The following is a 22,381-nucleotide window of genomic DNA, read 5'->3' on the forward strand; positions in this document are numbered from 1 at the left end:
ATTCGCTGACTACCCACCCACCCGACCCTGGCCGGCAGCATTGACGCTATGCTCTCCGGCGCCCACCAACGCGGTTCTGACTATGTTGCAGTTTGTTCAGATGCTGGCCGGCGTCCTCCTGGCCCTTTTCACCCTGCCCCTGCTTCGAGCCATCGGCTACTTCTCGGAGAAGACTAAATTTACGCTGCTCCTGTTGGTATTTCCGGTACTCTACATATTCATCGCCTGGTGGACGGGCCAGCGGGTGGGCCCGGAGATGTGGGGCCTGCTGCTCTACGGAAATATCGCCGTATTTGGCTACGGGACCTCGCTCTCCATCATCGCCGTCGGAATGATGGGGCACTCCGTGTGGGACGTGCTGCACTATACGCGTGAAATCGTCACGATCGTCCCGAGCTGGTATATCTTCGTGTGCGCCGGTTACAACCTCGCGATGGGCACGTACGTATTTGGCCGCTGGCGGCATTACGTGCGGGAGAATAAGGAGGAAGTCAGACGTCGTAAACGGGCCGCGATGGAGCAGTTGCAGCAGGAGGGCTGACGGGTGTCGGGTTTCAGGGACGTATCACGCATACCCCGGTAACCTGCCCTCATCCGCTTCCATCCAGCCCGTAGCTGTTGACATGATCGTTCCCTACACGCTCCAGCTGCCAGGGTGTACCCGTCTCTGTCTGGAACCGTACGCTGTTGCAACCTTCCGGCTTGCGGTGGCCGAGCCGCCGTCTGACGACGCGAAACGCATCGACGCCTACCTCGAACAGGCACTCAACCTCCCACCCGACGCACGCCGCGCGTTCCTCGACCGTCTGGGCCAGGAAGAGCCGGCGCTCCGGCAGATCCTCGACACCCTTCTGGAGGGGATCGACGAAGAGATCCCCCCGGGTTTTCTCAGGCCGCTCCCCAACATGCGGTCGATCCTCAACCGCATCCACAGGAAGATCCAGGACCCGCCGGAGAATCGATGACTCCCTATCTACCGCACAAAAAAACCCGGCGTCATTGAGACGACCGGGTTTTTTTATATACATAGCGCGTTGTTGATCAGGCTTTTTGCACAATGATGCGGGGAGGTGATCCCCCGACCGCATAGCCCGTCACGCTCTCGGGGCTACGAACCCAGAACGCATACTCATATGAGCCGTGTGCAGCTTTTCGTGACACCGGCAACCGGAGCGTTCCACCTGCCGGAAGCGTCACGATCCATGGATCGATGGCCTCTCCACCCGAGTTGGGGGCTCCGCCGAGTTCAAAAATGGAGTCTTTCGGAAACTGAATATCGACCTGTGCAGACGTTGGATTTACCCAGGTAACGACATCGCCCGGGCGGGCGACGATCGGGGGTGCGACGTCTCCGTTTGCGGCCGAAAGCTGCCAGCGGCCCGTCGCGCTGTTCAGCCCGATCGATACCTGCTTCGTGCCGGCCGGCGGTGGCGGAGTCTCGCCGCCATTGTCGCCGGTTTTCTTGCGGCGCGTCAACAGCAACCAGATCAGCAGAAGCCACAGAATAACCAGAGCGATCTCGATTAGTCCGTGCATGCCAATGGATTCCATGTGTGTGGCTGATTAGTGGGTGGGTAGACGATGGGGATCGTGCATACTATTCAACGTGGGTCATTCCTAAACATAATGTATTCAGAGGCGAAGTTGCGAATCAGGTGGTTATGGCTCGCCCCAGGCAGGGTCGGCCAGCAGTCCGACCATACCCGGATCGTCCTGTAAACTCTCTGCTGGCACGCCTTTGTTGATCGCGATTCGCATCAATCGCATCGCCTCGTCGCGCTCGCCAATAGTCTCCACCGCGGACGCCAGGTCGTACCATACGAATGGCGCCTCCGATTTCAACGCAAGGACTTCGTCAACATAACGCCGAGTACTGGCTACGTCCCGCATCAACGCATAGTAAGTCGCGATCTGCGCCAGTACTTCTGGATCACGACTTCCAAGGGTGGTCAGACGTTCTTCCGCCAGGGTTATGCCTCTACGGAGCGGTCCGGTCGACTCGGCGCGACCCGTTTCGCCTTGCCAGTACAACGCGCTACCGTAATAGGCCCAGATTCTGTAGTCTTTATCGTTTTGCCGCAGCGCCTCGTTGTACCATTTTGCAGCGGCTTCGTAGTCTTTGTCGTAAAAATAGATCGTACCGAGGTTAGCGAAGTCGACATAGAACGAATCTATGGTCGCCGTTTGCAGATAGATCTCCCGCGCCTTGTCCCATTGTATCGTATTGTAGTAATACGACCCCAGGTTGCTCTGGTACAGCGTATTGTGCGGTTCGATCGCTATGGCGCGCTCGATATGAGAGCGGGCCTCCTCATAACGTCCGACCCCTACGTAGTGGCGCCCCAAATTATTATGTGCGACGCTGTTGGAGGGATCCCGGGCAATGGCGTCCAAGTAGGCGGCTTCGGCTTTTTCATCCTCGCCGCGATACTCATATACGTCGCCTTGCCTGGTTACCGTCATGGACAGAGACGGGTGGTTAGGGCCGAGTGCCTTGACCTGAATGTTGTACGCGACCCGGTGCAACGAGTCCGCGAGGTCGACGAGGCCGGCGTTGACGCTGACCTTGCCGATTTTATTGAGGACTTCGGCCTGGATTTCAGGCACGCCGTCGAGGGTCTGCATCCCCTCAAGACCGATATCGATGAGCTCTGTCGCGGTGAACGTGAGCCCCTGGGGCCGATCGGGGTCTACCCGTTCAAAAATCTTTGTAATAAACTCGATCGTGGCATTTTTACCGAGTATCTCATCCTGTACCCGCCGCGCCTCCTGACGTTTTTCGTACGACTGCCACCAGGTGGTCCCGGCGCCAGCGACGATCGTGAAGGCGGCGAACGCGGCGACCATCACCGTGGTCCGATACCGTTCGACGAACTTGCGGAGCCGGTACGCGGCGGTGTCGCGCGCGGCGCGGACGGGCCGGCGCTCCAGATAACGCCCCAGGTCGCGCCCCAACTCGCCGGCCGAAGCATACCGTAGCTCCGGTTCTTTCTTGAGGGCCATCATCGTGATGGCGTCCAGATCCCCGGCGATGACCCTCCGGAGTTTTTCGGGCGATAGGCTGCGCTGCCTGCCGATCTCGTCGGGCGTCTCGTCGCCCTCGGCGCGCAGTACGGCGGTGCTGGGCCGGCCGGGTACTTCCTGGCAGATTTTCTCCTCGATTTCGGTGAGGAGCCGGGTTTTGAACCGGTAAGGCCGGCGGCCGGAAAGGAGTTCGTAGAGGATGACGCCCAGCGCGTAGACGTCCGTAGCCGTTGAGGCGGCCTCGCCGCGCACCTGCTCGGGGGCAGCGTATTCGGGCGTCATCCGTCGTTCGGCGGCGTCGGTAATCGGCACGGTAGAGGTCGACGAGTTGGGATCAACCAGCTTCGCGATGCCGAAATCCAGTAGCTTTACCTCGCCGTCCGCGCTGACCATCACATTGCCGGGCTTGAGGTCCCGGTGGACGACCAGATTGCGGTGGGCGTAGGCGACGGCCTCGCAGACGGCCTTAAAGAGCTTGAGGCGCTGGCGGATGGTGAGCTGTTTGTCGTCGCAGTACTGGTCGATCGGTTTACCCTCCACGTATTCCATCACGAAATACGGGAGCCCGTCGTCGGTCACGCCGCCGTCCAACAGGCGCGCGATGTGGGCGTGTTCGAGGCCGGCGAGGATCTGGCGCTCGAAGCGGAAGCGCTGGACGATCTCCTCCGTGTCCATCCCGCGCTTGACGACCTTGAGCGCGACGGGTTTTTTGAAGTGGCCGAAGGGGCGCTCGGCGAGGTAGACGACCCCCATGCCGCCCCGGCCGATGGGGCGCACGATTTCGTATACGCCCACCTTTTCGCCGGCGGGCAGTTGCTCTTCCCCCATAAACTGCCGGACGGAGGACCCATTGAGCTGATGGGGCAGCGGCGCGAGAAAATCCGACGCCTTCGCCTCGTCGCCGGCGACGAGAAGCAATTCGACCTGCCGGCGGACGAGCGGCCGGCCGGCGCAGGCCTCGGCCAGGAACGCGGCGCGATCCGGCTCAGGTACATCCAGAACGGTGTCGAACATCCGATCGATCTCGTCCCAGTCTTCAGGCGAGATCAACGGCTCCATCCCTTCGATGCGCGGGGGGTGTACAAAACGGGTTGGACCTTCCATAATCCTGGACCTTCATAAACTGTTGAGATTTGCGTATTGCATAATGAGCAAGTCATCCCTTCGGTTGTGGAAATCTCAACAGTTTCTCAGACATTCATCATCCTATCCTGCTTCTCGCCTCGTATATGGCTGTAGAGCCACGCGCGAGCCTTCACCCAGTCCCGTTCGACCGTGCGAACGGACACGGCCAGGGCCTCGGCGGTTTCTTCTTCCGACAGGCCACCAAAGTAGCGGCACTCGACCACCTGGCTCCAGCGGGGATTTAGCTCGGTGAGGCGAGAGAGGGCCTCGTCGAGGTCCAGCACTTCCTGCATACGATCGTCGGGCAGGAAACGTTCTTCGTCGAACGACTCGTCCATCAGCCCGCCGCCGCGTTTCTGGGCGCAGTGCCGGCGCGCGTTGTCTACAATCACCCGGCGCATGACGCGGGAAGCGATGCCGAAGAAGTGGGAGCGATCCTGCCAGGAAATCTGGATGTCATCCACCAGCCGCAGGTAGGCTTCGTGGACTAGGCCCGTGGTCGAGAGCAACCGGCGATCGCGTTCGCCCATCAACTGACGGTGGGCGATCCGTCGCAATTCATTGTAAACGATAGACCACAGCTGTTCGGACGCCCGCGAATTCCCCTGGCTTGCCGCGATGAGGACCTGCGTCACGTCGTGTTCTTTTTTCATGGCCTTATAGGTGTGGGTGCAGGAAAGAGAGGTGATCGCCAGGGGCCTATGCCCCCGGCGTTCCCCGGGAGGCGAATCAATGATCAACCGGGCGGTGTGCAATCATCAGAACGTACCATCGTTTCGACGTAACGCACGGTTGGATCAACGTCCTCTCTAACTCAGCGTATAGCGTACGGCATACGGGCAACACGTGGCTGCTACTGGGCGACCGGCGCCGGGGTTCTCTTTGGGTATTTTTCCTGGTACGGCAGGAGTAGCGAGACCCGGGCGACGGCGGCATGTAGGGGTTGCTCGGAGGTACCTGCGCAAGAACGGCGGCGGACCCGACAGTGGAAAAAGGAAAAAGGAAAAAGGAAAAATTAAAAGTGGGGAGAGCAGGCCTCTACCTGAGTAGGGTGCTGTTTAAAGTACAATCCCCTTTCCCCTTTCCCCTTTCCCCTTTTCTCTTTCTCTTTCTGTTTGGCCTTTTCACTTTTTCCTTTTCACTTTTTCCTTTTCTCTTTTTCCTTTTTCCTTTTTCCTTTTCCTTCCCATGTCGGCTTCCGCCGGAGATCCGCGCCATGATGGGTAACCCGACGTTCTTCCACGGGACGTTTCATAGGTCATCAAGAATCCATCCCACCGCATCGCCGTGTACACCCTGCCGCTCCACACCACGCTCGATGGCATCCTGCAGTCCTCCCATCCCGACCGCGCCGCCGTCAACGACCTCGTCCAGCGCTGTTATCATTTCGCCCACGCCTACCTGAAACACCGTCTCCGCAACGGCAGCCTGCAGGACGGTTCCTTCGGGCTTCATGCGGAAGACCTGGCGATGGACTGCATCGCCGAGCTGTTTCAGCGCGACGCCGCCGGCCGCTTTGTGGTCCTCGAAAAATACTTCGCCAGCATGCCCTGGCGACGGATGTCGCCGGTAGACCTGCACATAGCCCTTCGCCGGCTCTGCTTCAGCAAGGTACACGAGAACCTGTTCCGGAGCTACCGCGAGGAAGACCCCAACCTCTCGAAGATCATCCGCAACATCAAGGAAGGGGTGAAAAAGGACGCCGGCCTGGCGCTCGTTCGCCATCGCGACGCCACCTGGGTGGTGGCGAACGCGACCGAGCCGGACATGAAGCCCTCGGCCCCACCCGAGCTGCTGGAGATCTACATGATGGACGCCCTGCGCCCTACCGGCAACACCTACGAGGCCGTATCCTCGTTCCGAACGTTCGCCGAAGCACATCCGCATTACTCCAACGCTTACCCGCTCAGCGCCTTCGCACAGGTTCTCCGGGGCGCCTTCGCCCGCCTCGAAGCCCACACGTTCGAACTTAGCGAATCGCCCTCTTACGGCGAACACGACGTTGAGGAAGCCATCCACTCGGCCACTACCGAAGTACAATCGTCCATGGTATCGGCCTACGTGTACCGCGGCAAGATGAGCCTGGACCTCTTCGACACCTACTTCCGGACGGTCAAAAAGCTGCTCAAGTCCACCTTCCTGAGCAACGCCGCGCCGGCGCGCTCGCAGTTCGATGCGCTCAGGAGCTTCATGCCGGACCTATCCCGCGAAGCCTACCAGGACGACCACCGCAACGTCCTGCAATATCTCTTCAAGCTATCACGCGCGCGCATGATCGATTACCTGCGGGTCGGATGAAGCCGTAAAATGGTTGGCAGGTTACAGGTTCAAGAATCCTGCAACCTGCCAACCTGCAACCTGCAACCATCCTAACGCAACCCGCCGGCCAGACGTGTCGTAAGCGAGGCATCCCTCGTTCCAACCACGCACAGGCCAGCCATGCGCATCACGGGCAACGTCGTCTACCAGGAGATTGAAGGCGGATTCTGGGGCATCGTCACAGACGATCACGTGCAGTACGAGCCCGTCGACGGGCTCCCGGTATCGCTCCAGCGCCAGCACACGCGGGTCGAAGCCGAGGTCGAACCCGTCCAGGCGATCTCGTTCCGCATGTGGGGCCAGCCCGTTCGCGTCCTGTCGATCCACCGCCTGTAGCCCTGATCCCACGTCACCATGTTCGCATTTTCCCTTTCTACGCCAACCGTCCTCGCCCTGCTGGGGTGCCTCCTGATCGCCTGGGACGCCAGCAAGCAACAGGGTAAAAACCCGTGGACCGTCATCATCGGGCTTTCATGTATCGGGGCGATGGCCCTGCTGCGGCTATTTTCGCCGGCCGGCCTGTTTTTCTCGCTCTCCGGCGCCTTCTCTGATCTGGGTATCGGGATGTGGCTCGGCGCCGCCGTGTTGCTTGTCCGGCGCGGCAAGGCCAAACCTTTTTTCACGGTAGGCCTCTTCGCCCTTGCCATTGCCGGACTGCTCCTCCTCACTGGCCGTGTCTTTGGAGTCGGGGAGTCGCTCACCGAGGATCAGACGCAGGGCGTCCTGGTAGAGCTTGGCCCCGACGACACCCTCGAAGAAATCCAGCCCTTACTCGACGCCTACTCCGTCACGGCCGAACGTGCGTTCCCGTCGGTGTCTCTAGATGAGGATGAGGACCTTGCGCAGGTGTATCTCCTAAAGGGATCATGGGAGATGCTCAAAAAGATCATCGACTACCTGCTGCGCGACGAGGAAAACGTCGACGCCGCCTACTGGAACGCCACCGTGAGCCTGGCCCCGCCGGATGGCGCCTGGCCGGAGGCGTCCCGCAAGCCCGGACGGTCCATTTTCGCCAACGACCCGCTCGTCGACCGCCAGTGGGCGCTCGAAGCGATCGGCGCCGATGCCGCACACGAAATGCTCAGCCACAACACCCCCGTCCGTAAAGCCCGCGTCGCCATCCTGGACACGGGCGTTGATGCCCGGCATGAGGACATCGCCGGCATCTTCGTCGATAGCCCGGGCAGCACCGACAAACACGGGCACGGGACCCACTGCGCCGGCATTGCGGGCGCGGCGACGAACAACGAGTTGGGGATGGCCTCGCTGAACTGGGACGGGGCGTACGTGGAGGTCGCCGGCTACAACGCCCTCGGCCCCGACGGCCTCGGCTCGCTCGAATCCATTGGTCAGGCCATCATCGACGCCACGGACGACGGGGCCGATGTGCTCTCGATGTCGCTCGGTGGATACTCCCCCATCGCGCCGAAAGTCGTGTCGGACGCCGTCCGATACGCGCTCAAACGGAACGCGATCGTGGTGGCGGCCGCCGGCAATTCGAACCAGGACGCGAAATACCACATGCCTTCCAACATCGAGGGCGTGATCACCGTCTCCGCGACCGACGCCCAGGGCCGCAAGGCGTCGTTCTCGAACACCAACATGAGCCTCGCCCGGCCTATCGCCGCGCCGGGCGTCGACATTGTCTCGCTCGTCCCGGGCAACGACTATCAGCCCAAAAGCGGGACGTCGATGGCCACACCGCTCGTCTCGGGCCTCATCGGCGTGATGCGGGCGCTCGACCCGGACCTCACGGCGGACGCCGCCTACGCGATCCTGAAAGAAACGGGCACGAAGCTGTCCGATTCCAACAAGGTCGGGCTTCAGATCAACGCCGAGGCCGCGATCGCCACGGTCCTGTCCGATCAGCCGGTGGTGGCGTTAACGCGTTGAACGTTAACGCGTTGAACGTTGATGTGTTGAACGTTAATGCGTTGAACGTTAAGAAACCGTTGAAATTTGCATGTTGCATAATGCGTAAGTCATCCCCGCGAAGGCGGGGACCCAGTTTTTAGACCCGGAGCACCATGCCTAAACCCGGCTTCGTCTACATACTGGCGAGTAAACGAAACGGAACATTATATATTGGGGCGACAAGCGATCTGGCTCGACGTGTGGAAGAGCATAAGCTAGATGTGGTAGAGGGATTCACGAAGCAATACCAGATCCACACCCTCGTATATTACGAGGAGCATGATGATATCAGAGATGCCATCGAACGAGAACGACAGATGAAGAAGTGGGAGCGTAAGTGGAAGCTTCGACTGATCGAGGAATTAAATCCAAACTGGATCGATTTGAGTGAAGGTCTATTGTAGGGCCTTTACGTTCCCTTTTGACCACGGAGAGCTCTGCTGGATTTAAGTCTGGTTCCCCGCCTTCGCGGGAGCCTGCCCCCGGCTTTGACCGGGGGATGACTGTTCCTTTTGGGGTTTGCCTTGATAACACGGAATCGCGGTTTCCTGCGCTTTTAAGGCGGGGAACCCGTCTTTGGACCCAGAGCGCGATCCCTGTACCTGCCTTGGGGTTACGCTAGTAAAACCGTTGAGAACTCCCAAATGCATAATGAGCATATAACGCGTTGAACGTTGGGGCTGCCGTTCGTCCCATCGGGTGGAACCTGACGGGTTGAAGGCGTATGTTGGGAATGGGTGTTCCGTGTTCGCGCGCGGCTCGGAATGCTGCTCCCGGAACGCCGAACCCACTACCCGATGGACCGTCTCCTGCTCATCCTGGCTATCGTTCTTTTGGTCGTGATCGCGCCGCCGGCCACGCCCGTGCAGGCGCAGTCGAATGACGTCGCGTTTCGGTTGGTGCGAGTGAAATACGAGAGTAACGGTAACGGGCGGCGCGGATGGGGCCGGCGCGGGATGGGCGTCTGGGCGACCGACTACCCCGCGGCCGACTTCAACCTCCACACGGCCATCGAGCGCACGACGCAGATCCCGCTCGGCGGCGAGCCGCTCGTGTTCACGCTCAAAGAGAAGGAGATCCTCGATTACCCGGTGCTCTACATCACCGAACCGGGGTACTGGTACATCGACGAAGAGGAGGTGGCCGGCCTGCGCACCTACCTCGACCGCGGTGGCTTCCTGATCATCGACGACTTCCACGACTACGGCGACGGCCAGAAGGGCCCCCAGTGGGAGAACATGTACATGAACATGAAGCAGGTCTACCCCGATCGGGAACCGGTCCTGCTGCCCAACGACCACCCCATCTGGTCAATCTTCTACGATATCGACCCCCTGGCCGCGCTATCCACGAAAACCCGTGGCGAGATTGGGTGGCTGGATTATGACGACGACGAGTATTACGGCATCTTCGACGACAACGGCCGGCTCAGCGTGGTCATCTGCTACAACCAGGACATCGGCGATGGCTGGGAATGGCCGGGCCGGCACCTCGGCGAAGCGTCGACGGTCAGCTTTCAGATGGCGATCAACTTCATCATGTGGGCGCTCACGCACTGAAGGGTTTAAGGAGGCAGGTTAAAGGTTAAAAGGAAGTGGAGTGCCCCAATCAAGAAGACCTCAGGAGTTTTGAACCCCCTGAGGTCTGCTTATTTAACGGCTATCCTGGCCGCATCTAACTCCCGGGATCTACCTCCCGGGCACGTGCGGGGTCACCGCTTCGTCAGGTAACCACCCGACGGCCGAGCACGAAGAGGAGGATGGCGACGACCAGGAAGATGAGGAACGCGATTTTCGCGACGGATACCGCCGCGCCAGCGAGTCCGCCGAATCCGAGGACGCCGGCGATGAGCGCAACGATGAGGGCAACAAAAGCAAGTCGTAACATGGCTTTAGGGGGTTGGGTTACGGGATCGTGGGATTGACTCCGGCGCGGGCGTTTTGATTACTGCCCGACCCGAAAGAGGAGGCCGACGGAAAACATATACCCCGGTCCGCCTTCGCCATCGTCATTTACGAAAGCGAGGTGGTCGCCGAACAAAGCACGCGCCTGCACGAAGGGGGACACGGGGCCGGCCCCGAAGGAGACGCCGCCCAGCACATTCAGTCCGTAGTCGGTTCGGTCGGATTCAATGACATCGCCGATCAACGGGGCGTCTACATCCAGCATGACACGCGAAATGCCGAGACCGACGCCGAGGTAGGGCGTCACAATGGCGGTCCGACCGGCACTGGTAAATGGAAACAATACATCCGCATTCAACTGCATCACGTTCACATCGTCAATACCGGTAAAATAGTAGTGAACGCTCGGCGAAATGATGAGGGGCGCATCCCCAAGCCCAAAGCGAGCTTGCCCGCCCAAGTAGTACGCCCCGGCGCCAATCCCATCCTCACTGAAGACGTCGGCATTGTAACCTCCCTGAACACCAAGATTGAACTGGGCGCTCGATTCATGCGGAGTGAATGCGACAACGAACGCGATGAGCGCGATATAGGGTAAAGCTTTCATGATGTTTTAATGTCTATAGGTAAACGAGCGTCGCGATAGTTCATGCATTTGGGCATCCTGATTTGATCGCCCCTCTGCTGTTAATACAGGAGGGCATGGATTACCTCGTCGATCGCTTCGCTCGTATGATCCGTTTCCGGGCTGGCACGCCACCCTTCGCTGCCCGCGCCGCGAGGATGACCCATATAAAAGGAAGTCAGACTCTCAAGCATCAGCCAACCTGTAAAACAGGGTACACCCCGGCCGAAAAGGCCTGTGTAGTCGCAATGGGTCTCCAGTTGCCGGATAGGGTCTAAGCTGGTGTCAGTCAACCAGAAGCGGCGTGGTAAGACAATACCTACACGCCGGAGGGGTGCTGGCTCTTTGAATGCGATGATTCTCTGAATGCGATGGCGCATGCGACGTGGCCCGACCGGTCGCTCCATGTTCGCTACAACATCATCTCACCCAAAAAACGCGGTCGATCTCCCGCAGGAACCGTTATCCTCGCCGGTCGAGCGTGTCCGGTCGAACGTCGGGCTGAGCAACTGACGGGCTGGCGGCAAACCAACAAGCAATCGCCAAAAGGGCTGCTCTCATTTACGTTTCCCTTTCAATCGTGGCAGATAACGGGATGTCGAGGTGTCGGGTTACGCTTCGCTAACCCGACCTACGGCTTACCCGACCTACGTCATTGCCCACGCTCGGCGGCATCGTTGCCACGCGCGAGGCGGACGAAGAGGGTCTCCAACTCGGCGTAATACGTCGTCTCGCCGAGAGTGGCTTTCCGGCTCTTCACGTCGGCGATGGCCTGTTCGATCTGCTCTTTTTCCCGCAGCCAGCCGGCGGACACGGTACCCACCGACGCGGCCAGCATGGCATCGCGCCGGCTGAGGTAGGTGAGGCCGGCGAGGTTGCCGTCCGCGCCATCCGCCATTTCGCTGAGGCGCGTCCCCTTGCCGTCGCCGTTGTCGTCGATGAGGGCGTTTTCGGTGGGGATGTTGCCGTTGTCCTCGAACCACTGATCGGTCGTTTCGGCGGCGTAGGTGAACCACTCGGCCACCGACAGACTGCCGTCCCGGTCGCGATCGGCCGAGGGCGAGTTCAGGCCGTCGACGAGGAAGCCGGGAAACATCGTCTCGTTTTTCTGGGAGCCGACGCGGGTGGCGGTGATGACGATCCGGCCGGCGCCGCTGAGGGCCTCGATAAACGGGGCGCTGGCGCTGGCCGTGTTGATGAAGACGACGCGGCCGGCATCGAGCGTGCCGACCAGCTCGGCGTACTGCCCCTGCGTGAGGTCCGTCCGAGGGATGTTGAACCGCGCCTCCGTCCCGTCGAACCCGCCGTGGCCGAAGAGGATGACGTACACGTGGTCGTCCGACGTGACCTGGCCGGCCAGCCTCGCGAACTCGGCACGGATTGTTTCTTCGAGGGAGACACCGTCGATGAAGTCGAGCGTTTGCAGCTTGGTCTCACCCAGCACCGTTACCTGGTCGGCCGAAAATCCGTGGCTATCGATGAGCGCTTTGCGGGTGTCGAACAGGTACTGTTGAAACCGCTCCGTGTGCTCGTCGCTACCGCCGAGACCGCCGATGAGCAGGGCGTGTCGATCGCCCGATTGGGCGTGCGCCAGAGCGACGAACCCAAAGGTGAGCGCCAGTGCCATAAAACATCGCATAGCCGGCATAAAGAGCTTGGTTTAGGTCGCCGCGGCCGCCGAGGCGTCGCGGTTCCACATGAGTTGGACCAGCCAGTAGACAAAAAGTTGGAGCGGCAGGGGCCAGTCGGCCGGCAACTCGATCGTCGCTTTCCGCGTCAGCAGGCCATCTCGGTCGATCCGCCCGATCACGGCCTCGCTCTGCAGCAGCTCGTAGCCAGAGCTGAGCAGACCTTCTTTTTTCAGGATCAGGACCTGATCGCCCAGATGAATCTCAAATTCCGACTTAAACGCGCTCGGCTTCACGGCCTTCACGACCACCTCTTCGCCGCGTGCGAGAAAAAAGGCCCCGCTCATCATCCCCTCGCGCCCCAGCTCGAACACCTCGTCGCCAAGATGCAGTGTCGCCGCCTCGCGCATCGCTTTGATGTCAAGCAATCCGATTTCTTCTCCGTCTTTCATCAAGACAAAGTCGTTCGACAGCATCCCCTTGGGGACTGCCTGGTAGGTGGTCGTTTGGATCAGGTTGCCCATAAAAAAGTAAGCCCTCACTTTTCCCTTTTCACTTTTCCCTTTTTCCTTTTCACTTTTCCCTTTTCACTTTCCTACGGCAATCCTTGCCGCCGGCGCCAGACCCACTCCACACACAGCAGCAGGAGGATGAGCCCCCAGAGCGCCGGCATGTCCCACAAGTACTCGGCATGGTAGACGGACGTGCTCGTCCGCCGGCCGCGGAGGTTATCCGGGATGGCCGTGGCCTCGATGGGATCATAATAAAGCCCTCCACTGGCCTGCGCAAGGCGCTGGAGGAGGTCGCGCTTCAGGGTGGCGTCGAAATACTCCTGCTGGGAATCGCGCACAAGGAAACTCTGAGGCCGGGCCTGGCGGACTGTCTCGCCGTAGCGGGCCTCGACCTCCAGATCGTACACCCCGAGGTCGCGCGGGACAAACGTGGCGATGTAGGCGCCGGCCTCGGCGAGGTCGGGCTGGAAAGCGACCTGTTGTTGGGCGCCGTACGGATCGACGACATAGCCAGTGACCTCGGCGGCGTCGACGGGGGCGAAGTCGGGATCGTAGACGCGGACGGTGACGGGGACCTCGTCGGCCGGCGCGAACCGTTGTCCGTCGACGGCGATGTCCACGGGCTGCGGCGCCGAGGCCACCAGCCACCGGATGAGTTGCCGCCAGAACCGCTCGTGCCGGCGATCCTCGGCGTCGAGGTGCATCTGCCAGCGCCAGGTGCTGGCCGTGGCCAGTGCGGCCGTGCGGCCGCGGCCATAACGCTGGACGGCGAGCAGCGGCTCCGATGCCCCGAACCGGTCGTCCGGCTTTTCGGCCAGCACCACGGCGCCGGGTTTGATGCGGCCGAGGAAGTTGATGCTGGTGAGGCCGGGCATATCATCCCACAACAGCCTGTTGTTGTCGGCGTCGGGCGAGAGTTTCAGGATAGGGTTCTCCATGCCGACGGCCGTGGGCGCAAACCGGAAGCCCTGCTCATCAGGGGGACCCTCGGTGTCGCCAAACGACGGGGCGACTACGAAGCGGCGCGAGGGGTCGATTTCGATCGGCAGCATGTCCGCAACGCGGGTGTTCCAGTAATCGCCCTCGGCAAACGTCTTTAATCCACCGAGCATCAGGAAGCCGCCGCCGCGGACGCGGACGAACGTCTCCATGAGTTCGAGCTGATCGAGGGTAAATGCGCCGGCCTCCATATCTCCCAGAAGCACCGCGTGGTACGAGAACATCTCGGCCCGATCCCGCGGAAAGCCGCCCTGGAGTTGCTGCGGCGTCTGGATCCCCTGCCGGTAGTACTGCGCCGGCCCGGTCCGCGCGACCGACGACACCTCGATCACCTGATCGTCCTCCATCGCCCGCTTCGAGAACTTGAATTCGGGCCGCAGGTGCCCGTCGATGTACAGGACGCGGATCGTATCCTGCCGGGTGTCGATCAACACATGGTGGGCGTTATTGGCCGTGTTCTGCTCGCCGGGCGCCTCGTCGATCGTGAGCGTATACTCGCGCGCCTCGGTGGAGGCCGGCTCGTAGAAAAACGTAAACTGGTCGACCTTCCCTTCCCCCTTCAGCGTGCGTGTCTCGGTGAAGACGCGCTCCTCGCCGCGAAAGAGATTAAACGCGACCGGCTCGGGCTCCGCCGCCCAGCTGCGGACCTTGACCTCGATCTCGGCCCCCGTCGTCTCCTCGACGCTCCGGCTGACGGACGCGTCGAGCAACTCGCGGTCCTGCAAAAAGGCCGTCTGCCCGATACCGACGACATGGAGCGGCACGTCCATGGCACGAAGCTGCTCGGCCTCGTTGAGCGGCACGCCGTCGCTGTTGTCGCCGCCGTCGGTCATCAGCACCACGCCGGCCAGGGGGACGCCCCGGAAGTCGGAGATCACGCGGTCGAGCGCGGCGGAGAGATCGGTGCTGTTGCCGTCCGCCGCGGCGTGCTGGACGCTATCGACCCGGCTGACGCGTTCGCCGAACGTGTAGTAACGGACGTTGAAGTGCTCCTCCAGGCCGGCTCCGAGCGCACGGCCGGGGTCTTGTAACAGCGAGGCGACCTCTCCGAACCGGGTGCGTCCCTCGCCGGCGTCCGGGATCGTCATGCTTTCGGAGGCATCGACGAGGACGGCGACGAAGTTCTCGTCGGGCACGACATCCGGGGTGATGAGCACCGGTTCGAGGAGCGGCAAGAACAACAGCACGAGCGCCGTGAGGCGGAGCGACAGCGAAAACGCCTTTGCGCGGGTCGAGGCGAAGAGATTCGTGACACCGTAGATCACAGCGAACGCCGCGCCGACGAGCAGCAGCCCGCCGGCGATGAGCCACAGCCACTGGCCGATCTGGACGCCGATCTCGCCTTCGGAGAACTGCAGGCTGTTGAACTTGAAGAGGCGTTCTAACCAGGTCTGGGGCATGAAAATTAACGGTTAACTCAACGTCCAACGCTTAAAAACTGTTGGGATTTCCACAACCCAGGGCATAGTCATCCCCGCGAAGGCGGGGATCCAGCCATCAGAATGGCATTTATCTGGGTCCCCGCCTTCGCGGGGATGACGTGCTCCTTATGCAATATGCAAATCTCAACGGTTCAACGTCATTCATTCCTGGATTTCGAGAGCGACTCGTAATAGCGATCGACGACGTCCCGATACTCGTCCGGCACCTCGGCGTTGCGCGATCCGTAGAGCTTCTTTTCCATTTCGATGGTGTCGAGCTGGCGGGAGAGCAGCATCTCGAGGTCCGACAGCGGGTCGTAGACGTTTTCGTTGAAGAAGTCCTGGGCCGAGTCTTCATCGATCAGAATACCGGTGAAACTGGCGTCGGCGACGCGGCGGAGGGACTGCTGGGCGCGCTGGAGGCTGCGCTGCATCTCCCCATCACCTTCCTCACCACCGAGCTGCTCCTGCAAGCGATCGAGGGTCTGCTCCGCCTGTCGCGCCTGCTGCTGCATCCGGGCGGCCTGGCCGCGGGCGCCGCCTTGTTGCCCGGATTGTCCCTCGCCCTGCTGGCCCTGCTGACCCTGTTGGCCCTGCGGATTCTGGCTCTGTTGGCCCTGGCTGTCCTGCCCGGGCTGCTGGCCCTCTTGCTGGCTTTGAGACTGTTGGCTTTGAGACTGTTGATCCTCTGCCGGCCGGCCCTGCTGGCCAGCGCGTTCCTGGGCCTCTTCCATGCGTTCCCGGATGTCCTGGAGATCGGCCAGGGCGCGGCGTAGCTGATCTTCGTCGGTCTGCGGGAGGTTTTCCTGCAGCTCGCGGGCCTGGGTCGTAAGGCCGCGCAGGGACTCGTCGATGGAATCCTGGATCCGTTCGGCGAAATCGATCCATCCGCGTTCGAGGGCGGCCTGGGAGTCGTCCATGTTTTTCTCGAGGTCGTCGCGGCGCATCTGCTGCATCATATTGCGCAGGGTCGTGGCGGCTTCGGGGTCTTCCTCGCGGATGCCGGCTTCGAGCGACTCGGCCTGGCGTTTCAGGCGGTCGAGATTATTGCGCATGCTCTCACGGTTTTCGCGAAGATTCTCCAGCTCTTCCTGTTCGATTCGTCCGCTCTCCTGCGCCTTTTCGAAGGCCGAGGCGATATCCGATCCGAGGCGCTCCTCTTGCTGGCGCATCTCTTCGAAGTCCCGGACGAACTCATCGAGCAGTTCGCGTTTGTTGTCGGCGCCGGCCATGCGCATGTCTTGCTGGAGCTGGTCGAGTTCGTTCAGCGCCTGCTGCTGCTGGGCGGCGGCCCGCTGGTCGTCGCCGTTACGCAACGACCGTTCGGCTTCGCGCATGTTGTCGATGGCGCGCTGGAGCCCCTGCTGCATCTCGCGGGAGACGTTTTCCTCGCTCCGGCTCATCTGCTGCATCTGCTGGGCAAGCTCCTCGGCCTGCTCGCGGATTTCGTCCTGGTCCCGTTTTAGGCGCTCGATGAACCGCTTCTCGTCCTCGCCCTGGAGGGATTGCTGGCGCTGGTTGGCGAGCCGCTGCTGCTTGCGGGCCAGTTCCTTGATCCGCTGCATGGCGTCGTCCATCTGCTGTTCGCCGCCGCCGCCGCCCTGCTGCTGCGGCTGTTGCTGCATCTCGTATTTATCGCGGGAGATGTCCAGCTCCAGATCCATCAACTCCGTCATCCGATCCTCCATCGACCCACCGCCACCGCCGCCGCCCTGCGACGGGTCGCGGTTCATGGCCACCTGGCGGTCGCGGTTGAGCGCGTCGGCGCGGAGGAGGAAATTGAGGGCGCGGCGCTCGGGGGCGAGGGCCTCTTCGAGTTTCGCCGTTTCGAGCACCTCGATGGCGCCGTCCATCTCGTCGACCGCCCCGCGGAGATACTCGACGATCTTCTGGCTATCCTCGCTGTCGCGTAATTCCAGCGAGAAGGCCGTCGACCCGATCCGCTCCTCGATGCTTTCTTTCAAGCTGGCCTGGGCCTGTACGAGTCCGCGCACGGCTTCCTGGAAGGCCTCCGGGGTTCCTTCGTTGCGCGACCGGTGGAGCTTCCACGTCGCGGCGATGATTTCCTGCTGGCTGATTACGGTCCGGCTCTGCCCGCCACCACCGCCACCTCCGCCACCCGTGTTGTTCGCCTGGGTGAAGCGCTGGTCAAACGGGGCGACCTCGATGAAGTACATGTCCGACGCCTCGGCGTCGCGGCCGGCGAAGAAGTCCTCGGCCTCGACATAATACGAGATCACGTCTCCGGGCTCGAGTTCATAATCTTCCAGGAAAAAGACGTAGTCGCCGGTGACCGAGGCCGTGCGGGCCTGGTCGGCCGGCATGAGGGCGACGGTCTCCTCATCTTCCCCATTGACCGAGAAGCGCAGCCGGAGGTCCTTCACCCCGTAATCGTCCTCCACCTTCGCTGCCACCACGACTTCCTCGATCGCGTTCACCCGCACGTCCTGCTGGGGGTCGGTGATCGAGATGCGCGGGCGCTCGTCTTCCTCGGGGACTATCAGGTAGTCGTCCGGAAACTTGTTCTGCTTGCCGGCTCGGTCGCGCAGCTCCACATGGTACAGGTCCTCGGCTTCGAGCGCGATCTCGGCGCGGTAGACGCCGTCGCCGGCGGACTGCAAGGGCACCCGTCGGCCGCTATCCATCACCAGTGCCGCCTCCTCGAGGTCGCCCGTCGCGGTGACACTCACGCCGACCCGGGCGCCCTTGAGGCCCCGAATATCGCCGCTGTCTTCCTCGACCCGCGGCGGCAGGCCCGTGTAGGCCGGGTAGGTGTAGCGCAGATCGATGCGCTCGATTTCGGGGAAGGCGTAGAGGGAGACGGTAAAGATGTCCGACTGGAGTTCGTCATGCTGCACGAAATACTCGAGGGGCTCCTGCACCTCGGCGAATTCATGGAGATACACCGGCTGCCCGATGCCTTTGCGCATGGCCGCCTTCTGCCACTCGCCTCCCGGGGTGCGGAAGGTGATGAAGACCTCGTCTTCGGTCGGATCGCGGAGTTCGACGATCACCTCCTGCGTCGCCCCGCGCTCGATCTCTACGCTGCCTGGCGCCACGGTCATCGGGGGCTGCTCTTCGGTGGCGGCGAGGGTATATTTGACGCCGGAAAAAGCGCTCAGGATGGCGTCCGACGCGTAGTAGCCGTAGACGAGGAACAGCAGCGCCCCCGCGCCGGCGGCCACGGCCATGATGCGCTCTTTTTTACGATCGACGACCGTCGTGATCGGGATCGAGCGGACCTGCTGGACGGCGTCGTCCACCAGCCGATCCAGGAGCGAGCCGGTCTCGGCGTCCGCCATCTTGCTGTTCACCTCCACCGCACTGTTGAGGCGGTCCTCCAACCCGGGGATCTTCTCCTCGATAAACAGCGCCACCTGCCGGTCGTCCATCTTCAGCAGCAGCGGCTGGATGAGGTAGCGGACGGCCACATACAGCACCGCCACCCCCGCCAGCGCCGCGCCGGCCAGGAGGTACGTCAGCTCGATCTCGGTGTTGAGGTACACGACGAGGTAGAGCACGACGAAGAACAGCAGCGTCAGCAACGTGAGGGCGACACCCTGAACCAGGGCGCGCCGGCGCAGCCGCTGACGAACCAGCCGGACGAGAGAGAGGACGCGTTGGTTTGAAGCCATGGTGGTTCAGGGCAAAGTGCAAAAGGCAAAAGGCAAAAGGTAAAGGGGAAAAGGTCAAGGGGAAAAGTCGAAATGGGGCTGGATCATGCGACGCGTTTTCGATTGGCGAGGAACGTTTCGGCGGCAAAGAGGCCAATCATCCCCATGAGCAGGTAGCGCCAGAATTTCTGCTTCCGCTCTTCGTCTTCCACCTCCATCGTGCGCGCCATTTCCACCGTACGCGCCACATCATCGGGCGGCGGTACGACGGCGGCGATGGCCTCGGCGAGGTCACGCGTGGAGAGGTCGGACTCGGCTACATCTACATTGACGGCAAACGGAAAGCGCTGGTTTCCCTGAGCGGCGGCATAGTGCCCTGGCAGCCCCGTATCGCGGAAAAAACCTACGCCGTCGGCATCGAGGGTCACCCGCAGCTGCCGGTCGTCAGGCGTGCGCACGTCCCATGTCTCCCCGGGCTCGCCCTGGAGGCGGACGGGTTCTCCGATGAGGAACGCGAGCCGGCGCTCCTGGCCCTCGAGCGCGTATTTGACGAGCTGGTACACAAACGGGATGTACAGTTCGTTGATCGGGAAGTCCGTCCAGTCCGCATTAAACGTGGACGTATACACCAGCACGCGGCCGGCGCCCACCGTCTGTTCGATGAGAAACGGATCGCCGGAGTCGTAGCGGCCGACGACCGTCGCGCTGGAGTCCGGCACGATGCGCATGTACTCGCGGAACTGGGGCCGGAAGATGGCGCCGGCGCTCGACTGCGCGAAGAGGCTGAAGATGGGATGGCGGATGTCGACATCCCCGATGATAGCCGGCCCGCCCTGCACGGTACGGGCCTGGATGCGGCCCGTCGGTTGGCCGATGCCCAGCTCGGCCAGCGCGGCCGACAGCCCGGCCGGGTCGCTGGCGTCGCCGAAGGAAAGGACGACGCTGCCGCCGCGTTCGAGGTAGCCGAGCAGAGCGGACCGTTGCGCGGCGCCGAGCGCCGGCACGTTGCTCACGAAGACGACGGCCTGCGACGCCATGCGCCCGCCGGTCAGGTCGCCGGCGGCGCCCCGCGTGAACCCGTACAGCGCCGCGTCGCCCTGGTTAAAGGCGCGATCCAGGTAATAGGCGTCGTTGCGGGCGTCATTACTCCCATCGATGCCCAGCAGGGCAGGCCGGCTCCGAACATCGAGCGCGAAGTAGTGGGTGTTGTCTGCCGGCAGCGCGTCGTCGGCCAGGTGCAGGCTGCCGAGGAAGACGCCCTCGCGCTCGGGCCGGTACTGGAAGGAGACGCGGCCCGCCGTGGAGGCCGGCACCTCGGACTCTTCGACGACGGCGTTGTCGAGGGTCAGGGCCAGCGACAGGCCGGCCGGCGTGCCCTCGCCCGAGGCGCCGATGCGCGAATCGAAGCGGTTGATCACCTCCCCCTCTACGCGGCGCGTGCCCACGGCCAGGCCGCCGATATACGTGTTTTCACGGCCGGCATCCCCCAGTGGGATCACCTCGAAACCCACGCCCTGTTCCAGTTTCCAGTTCTCAAACGCCCCGCCCCATCCGGTGCGTTGCATGTCCGTGATGAGGACGATCCGTTGCGCCTCATGCCGTGCTTCGGCCAGCAGCTCCTGGGCCAGCTGGATCGGGCGGAAGAAGTCGGTCGGGCGATAGGTCGGCTCCAGAGCGGAGGTCAACACGTTGCGGTGCAAGCTCTTATCCGTCCCGAGGGCGGTGAGTTGGCGGGGCTCGTCGGAGAAGGCGACGATGGCCACCTCGTCGTCCGGGCCGGCGGCGTCGACGATGCCGAGCGCCGCCGCACGCGCCTGCTCAAACAGGTCGCCGTACTGCATACTGAAAGAGTTGTCGACGAGGACAACGACGGACTCGGCCTGTTCGGTCGCAAAAAACGGGATGCTGTCTTTCGGGATAAACGGCCGGGCGAAGATCAGGGCCAACAGCGCCAGCAGGAGGCCCCGGATCGCCATCAGCAGCCAGTCTTTGATCCGCCGCCGGCGCACCACTTCCTTTGGCGTCATCTTCAAAAACATCAGGGAGCTGAACCGCACCTGCTTCGCCCGTACACGCCGCACGAGGTGAAACAGGACCGGCAGTAGCGCCGCCCCGAGGCCGAAGAGGAATATGGCGTTGATGAAAGACAAACGATTAGCGATTAGCGATTAGTGATTAAATGAGTAGCGAGTGGCGATTGAATCGCGACAATAAGGTTCCGTCATCCTGGGCCCCGACCCAGGACCCAGAACAAAATGGCTAACCCGACTGGGTCCTGGATCAAGTCCAGGATGACGTTTTGCTCCATTTTGCATTTTTAATTTTGCATTGTTCACCGGTAGCGACTACGGGCGGCGAGGTACTGGAATAGGGCGAAGTCGAGCGGCTGGTCGGTGGTGACGAGGTTGTAGTCGATCCCCAGGCCACCGCAGGCCTTTGTGAGGGTGTCGCGGTAGCGGTTGAAGTTTTCCTGGTAGGCGATCCGGGCGGACTCGGCTTCGAGCACCATCTTTTCGCCGGTCTCCATGTCCTCGAACTCGACCATCTCGGAGAACTGGAACGCTACTTCCTGTGGATCGAGGATGTGGAAGACCAGCACGTTGTGGCCGTCGAAGCGGAAATGCCGGAGGCCGTCGATGATGGCCTCGGGGGTGTCCAACAAATCGGAGATCAGCACGATGAACCCCCGCCGGCGTTGGGCCTCGGCCAGCTCGTGCAACGGCTTGCTCATGGCCGTCGTCTTGCCCGGTTTGGCGTCGTGCATGTGCTGGAGGATCGTCAGCAGGTGTCCGGAGGCGCGGCGCGCGGGAATGCGGGTGACGATCGCGTCGTCGAAGAGCGTCAGCCCGACGGCGTCCTGTTGACGCGTCATAAAATACCCGAGGGAGGCGGCCAGAAAAAATGCGTATTCCTGTTTGGTAACCGTGCCGGAGGTATACCCCATGGACGGGCTGATGTCCACCATGAGGTCGAACCGGGTATTCGTCTCTTCCTCGAACTCCTTCACGTAAAGCCGGTCCGTGCGGGCGAACAGCTTCCAGTCGACGTGCATCAGGTAGTCGCCGTGGATATACGGGCGGTACGAGACGAACTCGACGCTGGCGCCTTTATAGGGGCTCTTGTGCAGGCCGGACAGGAAGCCTTCCACCACGCCGCGGGCCAGCAACTGGAGGTTGCTGATCCGCGCGAGGATCTCGGGTTTGATAAACCGGGTGATGGCCGGCGAGTCGGGCATGGGTGGTTAGGTAGTCTGTGGTTTGGGAGACGCCATGTATGGCGTCTGTACGGGGTCAGGG

19 protein-coding genes are annotated in these 22,381 nt (G+C 61.9%); 7 read left to right on the forward strand and 12 right to left on the reverse strand.

All coding sequences use genetic code 11. The annotated features are described in order from the left end of the window. Nucleotides 1-82: 82 nt before the first annotated feature. Both SH809_02005 and SH809_02010 read left to right on the forward strand, forming a co-directional pair. Entirely contained in the window at nt 83-541 is a 459-nt protein-coding gene (locus SH809_02005; protein ID MDZ4698454.1) for a hypothetical protein, read from the forward strand. Nucleotides 542-623: 82 nt separating this feature from the next. Continuing rightward, complete coding sequence (locus tag SH809_02010; protein MDZ4698455.1) at nt 624-965, forward strand: hypothetical protein; 342 nt, start codon at nt 624-626, stop codon at nt 963-965. Between the two features lie 76 nt (nt 966-1,041). Here the strand turns inward: SH809_02010 and SH809_02015 are convergent, their stop codons facing one another. The 4 genes from SH809_02015 to SH809_02030 all read right to left on the reverse strand — a co-directional run bounded on the left by SH809_02015 (nt 1,042) and on the right by SH809_02030 (nt 5,367). Beyond that, a complete protein-coding gene (locus SH809_02015) occupies nt 1,042-1,551 on the reverse strand; it encodes a hypothetical protein (GenBank protein MDZ4698456.1) in 510 nt (169 codons plus the stop codon). Between the two features lie 108 nt (nt 1,552-1,659). Further along, nucleotides 1,660-4,128, reverse strand: coding sequence for a serine/threonine-protein kinase (locus SH809_02020; GenBank protein ID MDZ4698457.1), 2,469 nt, complete (start codon nt 4,126-4,128; stop codon nt 1,660-1,662). 86 nt (nt 4,129-4,214) lie between these two features. Continuing rightward, nucleotides 4,215-4,802 carry a sigma-70 family RNA polymerase sigma factor gene (locus tag SH809_02025; GenBank protein ID MDZ4698458.1) on the reverse strand — a complete coding sequence of 196 codons (588 nt, stop codon included), beginning with the start codon at nt 4,800-4,802 and terminating at the stop codon, nt 4,215-4,217. 385 nt (nt 4,803-5,187) lie between these two features. Then, nucleotides 5,188-5,367 (reverse strand): hypothetical protein, encoded by a 180-nt coding sequence (locus SH809_02030; protein ID MDZ4698459.1) that lies wholly within the window; start codon nt 5,365-5,367, stop codon nt 5,188-5,190. 69 nt (nt 5,368-5,436) lie between these two features. On the opposite strand from SH809_02030, the gene SH809_02035 reads away from it, so the two are divergent. From SH809_02035 to SH809_02055, 5 genes are all read left to right on the forward strand, one after another. Beyond that, nucleotides 5,437-6,447 carry a hypothetical protein gene (locus SH809_02035; GenBank protein MDZ4698460.1) on the forward strand — a complete coding sequence of 337 codons (1,011 nt, stop codon included), beginning with the start codon at nt 5,437-5,439 and terminating at the stop codon, nt 6,445-6,447. Nucleotides 6,448-6,588: 141 nt separating this feature from the next. Next, entirely contained in the window at nt 6,589-6,804 is a 216-nt protein-coding gene (locus SH809_02040) for a hypothetical protein (GenBank protein ID MDZ4698461.1), read from the forward strand. A gap of 18 nt (nt 6,805-6,822) precedes the next feature. Continuing rightward, nucleotides 6,823-8,361 carry a S8 family serine peptidase gene (locus SH809_02045; GenBank protein MDZ4698462.1) on the forward strand — a complete coding sequence of 513 codons (1,539 nt, stop codon included), beginning with the start codon at nt 6,823-6,825 and terminating at the stop codon, nt 8,359-8,361. A 134-nt stretch (nt 8,362-8,495) separates the two neighbouring features. After that, nucleotides 8,496-8,786, forward strand: coding sequence for a GIY-YIG nuclease family protein (locus SH809_02050; GenBank protein MDZ4698463.1), 291 nt, complete (start codon nt 8,496-8,498; stop codon nt 8,784-8,786). 393 nt (nt 8,787-9,179) lie between these two features. Continuing rightward, on the forward strand, nt 9,180-9,941 hold the full coding sequence (locus SH809_02055; protein MDZ4698464.1) for a DUF4159 domain-containing protein: 762 nt from the start codon (nt 9,180-9,182) through the stop codon (nt 9,939-9,941). A gap of 163 nt (nt 9,942-10,104) precedes the next feature. On the opposite strand, the gene SH809_02060 is transcribed toward SH809_02055, so the two are convergent. The 8 genes from SH809_02060 to SH809_02095 all read right to left on the reverse strand — a co-directional run bounded on the left by SH809_02060 (nt 10,105) and on the right by SH809_02095 (nt 22,320). Continuing rightward, complete coding sequence (locus SH809_02060) at nt 10,105-10,269, reverse strand: DUF1328 domain-containing protein (GenBank protein MDZ4698465.1); 165 nt, start codon at nt 10,267-10,269, stop codon at nt 10,105-10,107. Between the two features lie 57 nt (nt 10,270-10,326). Next, nucleotides 10,327-10,893, reverse strand: coding sequence for a hypothetical protein (locus SH809_02065; protein ID MDZ4698466.1), 567 nt, complete (start codon nt 10,891-10,893; stop codon nt 10,327-10,329). 670 nt (nt 10,894-11,563) lie between these two features. Next, nucleotides 11,564-12,538 (reverse strand): hypothetical protein, encoded by a 975-nt coding sequence (locus SH809_02070; GenBank protein ID MDZ4698467.1) that lies wholly within the window; start codon nt 12,536-12,538, stop codon nt 11,564-11,566. Between the two features lie 33 nt (nt 12,539-12,571). Further along, complete coding sequence (locus SH809_02075; GenBank protein ID MDZ4698468.1) at nt 12,572-13,063, reverse strand: hypothetical protein; 492 nt, start codon at nt 13,061-13,063, stop codon at nt 12,572-12,574. A gap of 71 nt (nt 13,064-13,134) precedes the next feature. Continuing rightward, a complete protein-coding gene (locus SH809_02080) occupies nt 13,135-15,450 on the reverse strand; it encodes a hypothetical protein (protein ID MDZ4698469.1) in 2,316 nt (771 codons plus the stop codon). A 179-nt stretch (nt 15,451-15,629) separates the two neighbouring features. Continuing rightward, a complete protein-coding gene (locus tag SH809_02085; GenBank protein MDZ4698470.1) occupies nt 15,630-19,106 on the reverse strand; it encodes a DUF4175 family protein in 3,477 nt (1,158 codons plus the stop codon). 83 nt (nt 19,107-19,189) lie between these two features. Next, nucleotides 19,190-21,235, reverse strand: coding sequence for a VWA domain-containing protein (locus tag SH809_02090; protein MDZ4698471.1), 2,046 nt, complete (start codon nt 21,233-21,235; stop codon nt 19,190-19,192). Between the two features lie 182 nt (nt 21,236-21,417). Continuing rightward, the gene (locus SH809_02095; protein MDZ4698472.1) at nt 21,418-22,320 is read right to left on the reverse strand and encodes a DUF58 domain-containing protein; all 903 of its coding nucleotides are present in this window, start codon (nt 22,318-22,320) and stop codon (nt 21,418-21,420) included. Between the last annotated feature and the right edge of the window lie 61 nt (nt 22,321-22,381).

This window comes from Rhodothermales bacterium (assembly GCA_034439735.1).
GTDB lineage: Bacteria > Bacteroidota > Rhodothermia > Rhodothermales > JAHQVL01 > JAWKNW01.

Excerpts from the sequence above, each read along its gene's own strand:
- SH809_02005 (MDZ4698454.1), top strand. The coding sequence starts at position 83 with ATGTTGCAGTTTGTTCAGATGCTGGCCGGCGTCCTCCTGGCCCTTTTC.
- SH809_02010 (MDZ4698455.1), top strand. The coding sequence starts at position 624 with ATGATCGTTCCCTACACGCTCCAGCTGCCAGGGTGTACCCGTCTCTGT.
- SH809_02015 (MDZ4698456.1), bottom strand. The coding sequence starts at position 1,551 with ATGGAATCCATTGGCATGCACGGACTAATCGAGATCGCTCTGGTTATT.
- SH809_02020 (MDZ4698457.1), bottom strand. The coding sequence starts at position 4,128 with ATGGAAGGTCCAACCCGTTTTGTACACCCCCCGCGCATCGAAGGGATG.
- SH809_02025 (MDZ4698458.1), bottom strand. The coding sequence starts at position 4,802 with ATGAAAAAAGAACACGACGTGACGCAGGTCCTCATCGCGGCAAGCCAG.
- SH809_02030 (MDZ4698459.1), bottom strand. The coding sequence starts at position 5,367 with ATGGCGCGGATCTCCGGCGGAAGCCGACATGGGAAGGAAAAGGAAAAA.
- SH809_02040 (MDZ4698461.1), top strand. The coding sequence starts at position 6,589 with ATGCGCATCACGGGCAACGTCGTCTACCAGGAGATTGAAGGCGGATTC.
- SH809_02045 (MDZ4698462.1), top strand. The coding sequence starts at position 6,823 with ATGTTCGCATTTTCCCTTTCTACGCCAACCGTCCTCGCCCTGCTGGGG.
- SH809_02050 (MDZ4698463.1), top strand. The coding sequence starts at position 8,496 with ATGCCTAAACCCGGCTTCGTCTACATACTGGCGAGTAAACGAAACGGA.
- SH809_02055 (MDZ4698464.1), top strand. The coding sequence starts at position 9,180 with ATGGACCGTCTCCTGCTCATCCTGGCTATCGTTCTTTTGGTCGTGATC.
- SH809_02060 (MDZ4698465.1), bottom strand. The coding sequence starts at position 10,269 with ATGTTACGACTTGCTTTTGTTGCCCTCATCGTTGCGCTCATCGCCGGC.
- SH809_02065 (MDZ4698466.1), bottom strand. The coding sequence starts at position 10,893 with ATGAAAGCTTTACCCTATATCGCGCTCATCGCGTTCGTTGTCGCATTC.
- SH809_02070 (MDZ4698467.1), bottom strand. The coding sequence starts at position 12,538 with ATGGCACTGGCGCTCACCTTTGGGTTCGTCGCTCTGGCGCACGCCCAA.
- SH809_02075 (MDZ4698468.1), bottom strand. The coding sequence starts at position 13,063 with ATGGGCAACCTGATCCAAACGACCACCTACCAGGCAGTCCCCAAGGGG.
- SH809_02080 (MDZ4698469.1), bottom strand. The coding sequence starts at position 15,450 with ATGCCCCAGACCTGGTTAGAACGCCTCTTCAAGTTCAACAGCCTGCAG.
- SH809_02085 (MDZ4698470.1), bottom strand. The coding sequence starts at position 19,106 with ATGGCTTCAAACCAACGCGTCCTCTCTCTCGTCCGGCTGGTTCGTCAG.
- SH809_02095 (MDZ4698472.1), bottom strand. The coding sequence starts at position 22,320 with ATGCCCGACTCGCCGGCCATCACCCGGTTTATCAAACCCGAGATCCTC.